Origin of the sequence: Streptomyces sp. NPDC057271 (genome assembly GCF_042668715.1) — a bacterium.
Taxonomy (GTDB): Bacteria; Actinomycetota; Actinomycetes; order Streptomycetales; family Streptomycetaceae; genus Streptomyces.
The window spans coordinates 45,180-55,425 of record NZ_JBHUYJ010000051.1 but is presented as its reverse complement, the minus strand read 5'-3'; the positions used below and the strand labels follow the sequence as shown (position 1 = coordinate 55,425).

Genomic DNA, 10,246 nt, shown 5'->3' with positions numbered 1-10,246 from the left:
AAACGCCCGGTTACATTCCGAACCCGGAAGCTAAGCCTTTCAGCGCCGATGGTACTGCAGGGGGGACCCTGTGGGAGAGTAGGACGCCGCCGAACTCCCGCCCTTTTAGCTCAGTCGGTAGAGCGTCTCCATGGTAAGGAGAAGGTCAACGGTTCGATTCCGTTAAAGGGCTCCAGTGAAACAGAAGAAGGCCCCCGCCTCATGGCGGGGGCCTTCTTCGTTTCCGTCCCAGTGACGGAACATGGTCGGCTTCGGGATCCGAGAAGGGTAGCGTCACTTCTGCCCAGGTCCCGACATGCCCCGAACTACGCCACGTATGGGCAGAGTTGCGAAGGAGCCGACCATGGATGACGAGATCCAGCTGATCAGGGACGGCGACGGTCTGACGGTGATCGGAGATCAAGCGACGGTCGAGCGCTTCCTCGTCTCCGAAGGGCTGGTGTCGAAGGATCCCGGTTCGCGACGGCTCCGATCCGCCTTCGGTAACGCGGCCGGCGTCGCGCAGGCGGGTTCCGACCTCGCCGTCGGCTCAGGTCGCTGGGTGAAGCTGACCAGGGAGTCCGCTCGGCGCATCGACAAGTACGGGCTGAGGGAGAGCTCCACGACGGGTCTCAGCACAGGAGTGCTGAAGGGCGACAAAGGCCGGATCAAGGGGTTCGTCGAGTTCGCGAAGGGGGCGGGCCCGCTTCGGGGCAACCCGGCGGCTCTGGCCAATGTCGCGGCGGTCATGGCACAGCTGGCCATGCAACAGGCCATGGACGAGATCACCGACTATCTGGCCACGATCGACGCCAAGGTCGACGATGTGCTCCGTGCCCAGAAGGACGCCGCCCTGGCGAACATGATCGGGGTGGAGCTCGTCGTCGAGGAGGCCATGGCCATCCGGGAACAGGTGGGCCGGGTCTCCGAGATCACGTGGTCGAAGGTGCAGGACGCACCGGGGACGATCGCGGCGACCCAGGGGTACGCGTTGCGCCAACTCGACGCGTTTGCGGAGAAGATGGAGCGCAAGGCCAGGATCGGTGATCTCGCTGTGGCGGCCAAGGAGGCCGAGTCCAAGGCTCAGGAGTGGCTGGCCGTCCTGGCCCGTTGCTTCCAGTTGCAGGACGCGATCGCCGTGCTCGAACTCGACCGGGTGCTGGACACGGCTCCGGACGAGCTGGACCGGCACCGCCTCGGGATTCGGATCGCCCGGCAGAACCGCATGGACCTCATCTCGCGGAGCACCGAGCGTCTGGTGGACCGGATGAGCGCGGCTGCCGGAGAGGCCAACGCGAAGGTGCTGTTGCACCCGAGCAGGTCCCCGGCCGTGGTGGAGTCGAGCAACCATGTCGTGACCGGCGTCCATGACTTCCACGGGCGGCTCGGGATCGAGTCCGGTCGCCGGCCGTCGGAGACGAGGCGATGGGCGGCCGCGGCGGCCGAGGTGCGGGACAAGGCCCTGGAGACAGGGGCGAAGGGTGTCGGTGCCGCCAGGAGTCTTGGCACCGAGACCCTCGACCGGGCCAGTTCGGTGAAGGACAGGCTCGCCGGCGGGATCGCCGAACGGGCGCTCCGCAGGCGCGGGGACGCCGAGGAGGGCTGAGGGCACGGCGCGAGTCCGGCCGGAGCCGTCTTCGTCAGTCGGTGTTGATGGGCTCCGGGAGGCGCATCGCCAGGATCGCCATGTCGTCGGAGGCGGGCTCCTGAGCGAAGCGTTCGACCGCGCGCAGGATGCGGGCGGCGACCGCGCCGGCCGTCAGGCCCGTACAGGTCTTGAGGACCTCGATCAGGCCGTCGTCGCCGAGCATCCTCGTGCCCTCGCGGCGTTCGGTGACGCCGTCGGTGACACAGAGGAGGACGTCACCCGGTTCGAGGGTGATGGTCTGTTCGTACAGCTCCAGTTCGTCGAGGACGCCGAGGAGCGGCTGGGGGTCGGCGGCCGGGACGACCGTGCCGTCCTGGCGCAGGCGCAGCGGCAGCGGGTGGCCGGCGCAGACGACCTTCAGGATGGCGGAGCCGTCCTCCTGGGGCCACATCTCGCCGTACAGCAGCGTCAGGAAGCGGCTGCGGGCGCCCTCGTCGAGGATGGCCGCGTTCAGGCGTTCCAGGACGGCGGGGCCGCCGAAGCCCTCGCGGGCCAGCAGGCGCAGGGCGTGTCGGGCGAGACCCGTGACGGCCGCCGCTTCCGGGCCCGTACCGCAGACGTCGCCGATGGCGAAGCCGTACGCGTTGTCGCGGATGGGGAAGAGGTCGTAGAAGTCGCCGCCGACCTCGTTGCCCTCGCCGGCGGCCCGGTAGATGACCTCGACCTCGACGCCGGGGATCTGGGGAAGGCCGGGCGGCAGCAGGCTGCGCTGGAGGGACTGGCTGATCGCCATGCGCTCCGAGTAGAGGCGGGCGTTGTCCAGCGCGAGGGCGGCTCGGCGTGAGAGATCCTCGGCGAGCTCCAGGATCTCCTGGCGGAAGTGGTCGTCGGAGGGCTTTCCGAGCGTCAGCATGCCGATGACGCGGTTGCGGGCGACCAGCGGCAGGACCACCGTCTCGCCGCCGACCGCGGCGGCGGTGGCGAGCGTGGTGTCGATGCCGGAGGACAACGAGCCGCTGCCGTGGCCGAGTTCGCGCATGGAGGTGGAGAGCGCGGCCCGGTGGGCGGCCTCGGCCGGCGCGGACCAGACGCGGGCGCCGAGCGTGGGCACCGGGTCCGGCGGGGCGATCGAGGACAGCAGGGCCTTCAGGCCGTCGATGCGGTCCTCGTCCTCGTGCAGGACGTAGGAGAGGTACGGGTCCGAGGCCTGGTCGGCGATCGTGTAGACGGCGCACCAGGTGGCGAGTGTCGGCACGGTCATCTGGGCCATGAGGGCCAGGGTCTGGTCGCGGTCGAGGGTGCCGGCCAGCAGGTCGGAGGCCTCGACGAGGAAGCTGAGGGAGCCGCGGCGGAGTCGTTCGAGCTCGCCGAGGCGGGCCGACTCGACGGCGAGCGCGATGCGGTCGGCCGCGAACTGGAGGCGCAGGGCCTCCTCGTTTGAGTAGCGGTTGGGGCTTTCGGCGGCGACGCCGAGGGAGCCGGTGAGCCGGCCCTCCACCTTGAGCGGCACGGTGACGACGGAGCGCATGCCGGTGCCTTCCAGGAGGGGGACGGCGCCGGGGACGGCGGCCAGGTCCTCGTGGACGGCCGGCATCCGGGCGGAGCCGTAGCGGCTGGCGCCGGTCTCGACGGGGACGCGGGCGAACCGCTGGCGGGCCGAAGGGAGGCCGGTGGTCGCCCGTACCTCCAGTTCGGTCTCGTCATCGGTGGCGAGCAGGAGGAAGGCGGCGTCTCCGTCGAGCATGTCGCGGGCGCGCTCGACGGTCCGCTGGAGGAGGCCGTCGAGGTCGTCGGGGGCCGGGGAGCCGATGAAGACCTCGAAGGGGTCCGTGGACCGGTTCTCGGCGCCCGGGTCGGAGACCGCGGGGCGCTGGGGGGTCTGGAGGATGGCCCGCTCGTACTCCCGTACCAGCAGACAGACCGTGGAGGGCTCGCCCGCCGTGTCGCGGACGCGCAGGTGGGAGGCGTAGACGGGGATGACGCGGCCGTCGGCGCAGCGGATGCCGTAGCTGCCCTCCCAGCGGGAGAGACGCAGGGCCTCGGCGAGGCCGGTGCTGATGCCCGGGGTGTGGGGCCAGGCGGCGAGGTCGCCGAGCGGCTTGCCGGTGACCTGTTCGGCGGCGTAGCCGAAGAGCTCCTCGGCGTCCTCGTTCCAGGCGGTGATGGCGCCGCCGCGGTCGATCTGGGCGACGGCGACGCGGACGCGGCTGTCGGCGGTGGGGAGCAGGGCGTCGGGGAGGACCGGTCCGGCGGAGCGGGTACCGATCGTGCGTTCGGGGAGGTCGAGTTGGAACCAGACACGTTTGAGCGTGGGGGTGTACTCGACTCCCCAGCGGGTGGCGAGGGCGGCGCACAGGAGGAGGCCCCGGCCGTTCTCGCGGTCCGGGTGGGCGACGGTGCGGCCGCCCTGGAGGGGGATCTCGCGCTCGGGGTAGCGGTCGGCGACCTCGACACGGATCCCGTCCTCGCTCCGCAGACAGAGGACGTCGGCCGCCGTGCCGGCATGGATGACGGCGTTGGTGACGAGTTCGCTGGTGAGGACGACGGCGTCGTCGACGACCTCGGCGTATCCCCAGCCCTGGAGGGTGTCCCGGACGAAGGCTCGGGCGGTCGCTACGGACCGCCCGACGGGGTCGAAGGTGGCAGCCGCCCGCGCGGTGATCACAGAACTCCTCGTACGCGTCTCGACGCCCGGCTCCGCCATGGTCGGTCCTGCCCTCCCGCTGCCCGGTGGTCGTTTCGCGCCACCCGGCCCCTGCCGGGCGGACGGGGGCGGTTGGACAGCCGGATGCCAGGTTACTTACCTTCGCTGTCCGAGCGGATGCCGGTCGCCGCTGTTTCCGTCCCCCGAGGGTGGGGACGCTATGCGAAGCTGCCGAACTGTTATCGCCAGGTTCGCCAGCGGTGAAACACTGGGCAGGCTTGTGGTGACAGCCCGGGCGGAACGGTCAACCCCTTCGGGAGGGACACGGTGGAGTCTGGCACGGCGGCGCGGCGCGGCGGTGGCACTACGCGCGCGAAGGGCGGACGGCCACGGAGCGGTGGGACGGTTCAGGTGGACGCGGCGGCCATGGATCGGCTGCTCGCGGCCCTGGTCTCGATGCGGGACGGGAACTTCCGTAAGCGGTTGACCGTGTCCGGCGACGGGGTGATGGCGGAGATCTGTGCCGTCTTCAACGAGGTCGCCGACCGGCAGATGCATCTGACCGGTGAGTTGTCGCGGGTCCGGCGCATGGTGGGGCGCGAGGGCAAGCTGTCGGAGCGGCTGGAGGCGGGGCCGAGCGAGGGCGCCTGGCTGGCGGCCATCGAGCATGCGAACGCGCTGGTCGACGACATGACGCGGCCGGTTTCCGAGGTGGGGCGGGTCCTGTCGGCGGTGGCCGAGGGTGACCTCGGTCAGCGGATGGACCTGCGGTCGGACGGGCCTGACGGACGTCCGCTGCGCGGGGAGTTCCTGAAGGTCGCCCGTACGGTGAACAACCTGGTCGACCAGCTGTCCGCGTTCACGGACGAAGTGACGCGTGTCGCACTGGAGGTCGGTACGGAGGGCATCCTGGGCGGCCAGGCCCAGGTGCGCGGTATGTCCGGTTCGTGGAAGGATCTCACGGATTCGGTCAACACCATGGCGTACCGGCTGACGGCTCAGGTGCGTGACATTGCTCTCGTGACGACGGCCGTGGCCCGGGGTGACCTGTCCAACAAGGTCACGGTCCATGTGGCCGGGGAGATGCTGGAGCTGAAGAACACCGTCAACACGATGGTGGATCAGCTGTCCTCGTTCTCCTCCGAGGTGACCCGGGTCGCGCGCGAGGTGGGCACCGAGGGCGAGCTGGGAGGTCAGGCCGAGGTCGCCGGGGTCGGCGGTGTGTGGAAGGACCTCACCGACTCCGTCAACACGATGGCGGGAAACCTCACCAATCAGGTGAGGGGTATCGCCGAGGTGACCACCGCGGTCGCCAACGGCGACCTGTCGCAGAAGGTCACGGTCAGCGCGCGCGGCGAGGTCGCGCAGCTCGCGGACACGATCAACCAGATGACCGAGACGCTGCGGACGTTCGCCGACGAGGTGACCCGCGTGGCGAGCGAGGTCGGCGCGGAGGGTCTGCTCGGCGGGCAGGCGCAGGTGCCGGGCGCGGCCGGTACCTGGAAGGACCTGACCGACTCCGTCAACACCGTCTTCCGGAACATCACCACGCAGGTGCGGGACATCGCGCAGGTGACGACGGCGGTGGCCAACGGTGATCTCTCGCAGAAGGTCACCGTCGACGTGGCCGGCGAGATGCTGGAGCTGAAGAACACCGTCAACACGATGGTCGACCAGCTGTCCGCCTTCGGCTCCGAGGTGACCCGCGTCGCGCGGGAGGTCGGTGTCGAGGGCCTGCTCGGCGGGCAGGCGCACGTCCCGGGCGCGGCGGGCACGTGGAAGGACCTCACCGATTCGGTGAACACGGCGTTCCGGAACCTGACGGGTCAGGTGCGGGACATCGCGCAGGTGACGACGGCGGTGGCCAACGGTGACCTCTCGCAGAAGGTCACCGTCGATGTCGCGGGCGAGATGCTGGAGCTGAAGAACACCGTCAACACGATGGTGTCCCAGCTCTCGAACTTCGCCGACCAGGTGACGCGCATGGCGCGTGACGTGGGCACGGAGGGCCGCCTCGGCGGTCAGGCGCGGGTCGACGGCGTCTCCGGTACGTGGAAGGAGCTCACCGACTCCGTCAACTTCATGGCCGGCAACCTGACGTCCCAGGTGCGGCAGATCGCCCAGGTGACGACGGCGGTGGCGCGCGGTGACCTGTCGCAGAAGATCGACGTGGACGCGCGCGGCGAGATCCTTGAGCTGAAGAACACCATCAACACGATGGTCGACCAGCTCTCCGCCTTCGCGGAGCAGGTGACGCGGGTGGCCCGTGAGGTGGGTACGGACGGCCGACTCGGGGGGCAGGCGCAGGTGCCCGGCGTCGCCGGTGTGTGGCGCGATCTGACCGATTCGGTGAACGGCATGGCCGGGAACCTCACGGCCCAGGTCCGCAACATCGCGGGTGTCGCCACGGCGGTGGCGCGCGGTGACCTGTCGCAGAAGATCGACGTGGACGCGCGCGGCGAGATCCTGGAGCTGAAGAACACCCTCAACACGATGGTCGACCAGCTCTCCAGCTTCGCGGAGCAGGTGACGCGGGTGGCCCGTGAGGTGGGTACGGAGGGCATCCTGGGCGGCCAGGCCGAGGTGCAGGGGGTCTCGGGCACCTGGAAGGACCTCACCCAGTCGGTGAACTTCATGGCGAACAACCTGACCAGTCAGGTGCGCAACATCGCCGAGGTCACGACCGCGGTCGCCAAGGGCGACCTGTCGAAGAAGATCACCGTCGATGCCAAGGGCGAGATCCTGGAGCTGGTGACGACCGTCAACACGATGGTCGACCAGCTGTCCAACTTCGCCGACGAGGTGACGCGGGTCGCCCGCGAGGTCGGTACGGAGGGCATCCTCGGCGGTCAGGCGAGGGTGCGCGGCGTCACCGGAACCTGGAAGGACCTCAGCGACAACGTCAATCTGATGGCCAACAACCTGACGAGTCAGGTGCGGAACATCTCCCGGGTCTCGGCGGCCGTCGCCAACGGCGATCTGACGAAGAAGGTGACGGTCGAGGCGCGTGGCGAGGTCGCCGAGCTCGCCGACACCGTCAACACGATGGTGACGACCCTGTCGTCCTTCGCGGACGAGGTGACGCGAGTCGCCCGGGAGGTGGGCACGGAAGGTGAACTGGGCGGCCAGGCGCGGGTTCCGGGTGTCTCCGGCACCTGGAAGGACCTGACCGAGTCGGTGAACTCGATGGCGTCGAACCTGACGGGTCAGGTGCGCCAGATCGCCACGGTCACCACCGCCATCGCCAAGGGCGATCTCACCAAGAAGATCGACATCGACGCGCGCGGTGAGATCCAGGAGCTGAAGAACACCATCAACACGATGGTCGACCAGCTGTCCAACTTCGCCGAGGAGGTCACACGCGTGGCCCGCGAGGTGGGCACGGACGGACAGCTCGGCGGCCAGGCCCGTGTCCGAGACGTCGACGGCACCTGGCGCGACCTGACCGAGTCCGTGAACGAGATGGCCGGAAACCTGACCCGGCAGGTGCGCGCGATCGCGGCCGTGGCCACCGCGGTGACCCGCGGCGACCTGAACCTGAAGATCGACGGCGTGGACGCGGCGGGCGAGATCCAGGCCCTCCAGGACAACATCAACACCATGATCGCCAACCTGCGCGACACCACCCTCGCCAACGAGGAGCAGGACTGGCTCAAGGGCAACCTGGCCCGGATCTCCGGTCTGATGCAGGGCCGGCGCGACCTGGACGACGTCGCCTCGCTCATCATGAGCGAGCTGACCCCGGTGGTCTCCGCCCAGCACGGCGCCTTCTTCGTGGCCGTGCCGAGCGGCTCGTCGACGGTCAGCCCCGAGCTGGGCGGCCAGCGGGAGGGCTCGTACGAGCTGCGGATGCGCGGCAGTTACGGATACTCCGCCGGCTCCATGCCCACCTCGTTCCGCCCCGGCGAGACGCTCATCGGGACGGCGGCCGAGGAGAAGCGCACGATTCAGGTCAATGTTCCGCCGGGCTATCTGAAGATCTCCTCCGGGCTCGGCGAGGCCGCCCCGGCGCATGTGATCGTGCTCCCCGTCCTCTTCGAGGGGAAGGTGCTCGGCGTGATCGAGCTGGCCTCCTTCCAGCCGTTCACCCAGATCCAGCGGGACTTCCTCAACCAGCTCGCCGAGCTGATCGCGACCACCGTCAACACCATCAGCGTCAACACCAAGACCGAGGTGCTGCTGAAGCAGTCGCAGGAGCTGACCGAGCAGCTCCGCGAGCGCTCGGCGGAGCTGGAGCACCGGCAGAAGGAGCTTCAGGGCTCCAACGCCGAGCTGGAGGAGAAGGCCGAACTGCTCGCCCGGCAGAACCGGGACATCGAGGTGAAGAACACCGAGATCGAGGAGGCCCGGCAGGTCCTGGAGGAGCGGGCCGAACAGCTCGCCGTCTCCATGCGGTACAAGTCCGAGTTCCTGGCGAACATGTCGCACGAGCTGCGCACCCCGCTCAACTCGCTGCTGATTCTGGCCAAGTTGCTCGCCGACAACGCGGACCACAACCTCTCGCCCAAGCAGGTCGAGTTCGCCGAGACCATCCACGGCGCAGGCTCCGACCTGCTCCAGCTGATCAACGACATCCTCGACCTGTCCAAGGTCGAGGCGGGCAAGATGGACGTCTCGCCCACCCGTATCGCGCTCGTCCAGCTCGTCGACTACGTGGAGGCGACGTTCCGGCCGCTGACGGCGGAGAAGGGGCTCGACTTCTCGGTCCGCGTCTCGCCCGAGTTGCCCGCCACGCTCCACACCGACGAGCAGCGCCTGCTCCAGGTGCTGCGCAACCTGCTCTCCAACGCGGTGAAGTTCACCGACTCGGGCGCGGTGGAGCTGGTCATCCGGCCCGCAGGGACGGATGTGCCGCAGTCGATCCGGGAGCAGCTCCTGGAGTCCGGTGCGCTGCGCGACCCGGAGGCCGAACTGATCGCCTTCTCGGTGACGGACACCGGCATCGGGATCGCCGCGGGCAAGATGCGGGTGATCTTCGAGGCGTTCAAGCAGGCGGACGGGACGACCAGCCGCAAGTACGGCGGTACGGGCCTGGGTCTCTCGATCAGCCGGGAGATCGCGCGGCTGCTCGGCGGCGAGATCTACGCGGCGAGCGAGCCGGGCCGCGGCTCGACGTTCACGCTCTACCTGCCGCTGAGCCCCGTCGAGCCGACGTCGCACGGCTACGGGGCGGGGGAGCCGGACCCCATGGACCCGGGCCTTGACGACGGCTCGGTCGACGAGTCCGGGGCGGGCTTCGCTCCCATGCCCATGGCGGCCGACCGGCGCTCCGGTGCCGGAGCGCTGTTCCGGCACCGTCGCAAGGTGGCGCAGGCCGGGGTCGAGGAGCGGCCGGCGCTGCCTGGGCAGCCCGGACGGGGCGCACAGGGCGAGCAGGCGGCCGAGGACGACCATGTGGAGGTTGAGCCGCGCCGCACGTTCACCTTCGGCGGCGAGAAGGTGCTGATCGTGGACGACGACATCCGTAACGTCTTCGCGCTCACCAGCGTCCTGGAGCAGCACGGCCTCGCGGTGCTGTACGCCGAGAACGGCCGTGAGGGCATCGAGGTGCTGGAGCAGCACGACGATGTGACGGTCGTTCTGATGGACATCATGATGCCGGAGATGGACGGATACGCGACGACGACGGCGATCCGCCGGATGCCGCAGTTCGCCGGACTGCCGATCATCGCGCTCACCGCCAAGGCGATGAAGGGCGACCGGGAGAAGGCGATCGAGTCGGGTGCCTCCGACTACGTCACCAAGCCGGTCGACCCCGATCACCTGCTCTCCGTGATGGAGGAGTGGATGCGCGGAAACGGAACGGGGGGTTGTTGACGGACTGTCGCCGCGGGCGTGTGAGAAGGCCGGATCCGGGGAACCTTCTGGTCTCTCGCCACGTTTCTGCTATGTGCACAGTGACATCGTGGTGACAGGGTGTGGCGACAGGCGGGGTGCGGCTACCATGACCGGCACAAGGACGGACGGCGCATGGGAGTCGTCTTCTGGGGCGGCGCCCGGTGCTTCCCCCGGCTCGGCGAGTCGGGGAGAGCCGA

3 protein-coding genes, 1 tRNA gene and 1 rRNA gene are annotated in these 10,246 nt (G+C 69.4%); 4 read left to right on the top strand and 1 reads right to left on the bottom strand.

The window, feature by feature from the left end:
* The 3 genes from rrf to ACFUJR_RS23080 all read left to right on the top strand — a co-directional run.
* A 5S ribosomal RNA gene (gene rrf / locus ACFUJR_RS23090) occupies nt 1–95 on the top strand; the annotation flags it as partial.
* A gap of 4 nt (nt 96–99) precedes the next feature.
* Nucleotides 100–175, top strand: a tRNA-Thr gene (locus tag ACFUJR_RS23085).
* 168 nt (nt 176–343) lie between these two features.
* Nucleotides 344–1,585, top strand: a complete 1,242-nt coding sequence (locus ACFUJR_RS23080) for a hypothetical protein (protein ID WP_383167311.1) — start codon at nt 344–346, stop codon at nt 1,583–1,585.
* 34 nt (nt 1,586–1,619) lie between these two features.
* Here the strand turns inward: ACFUJR_RS23080 and ACFUJR_RS23075 are convergent, their stop codons facing one another.
* Nucleotides 1,620–4,271, bottom strand: coding sequence for a SpoIIE family protein phosphatase (locus ACFUJR_RS23075; protein WP_383167308.1), 2,652 nt, complete (start codon nt 4,269–4,271; stop codon nt 1,620–1,622).
* Between the two features lie 267 nt (nt 4,272–4,538).
* On the opposite strand from ACFUJR_RS23075, the gene ACFUJR_RS23070 reads away from it, so the two are divergent.
* Nucleotides 4,539–10,028, top strand: coding sequence for a HAMP domain-containing protein (locus tag ACFUJR_RS23070; protein WP_383167305.1), 5,490 nt, complete (start codon nt 4,539–4,541; stop codon nt 10,026–10,028).
* Nucleotides 10,029–10,246 lie beyond the last annotated feature (218 nt).

Bases quoted from the DNA above. Each gene is read 5' to 3' on its own strand.
- ACFUJR_RS23075 (WP_383167308.1), bottom strand. From the start codon at position 4,271: ATGGCGGAGCCGGGCGTCGAGACGCGTACGAGGAGTTCTGTGATCACC.
- ACFUJR_RS23080 (WP_383167311.1), top strand. From the start codon at position 344: ATGGATGACGAGATCCAGCTGATCAGGGACGGCGACGGTCTGACGGTG.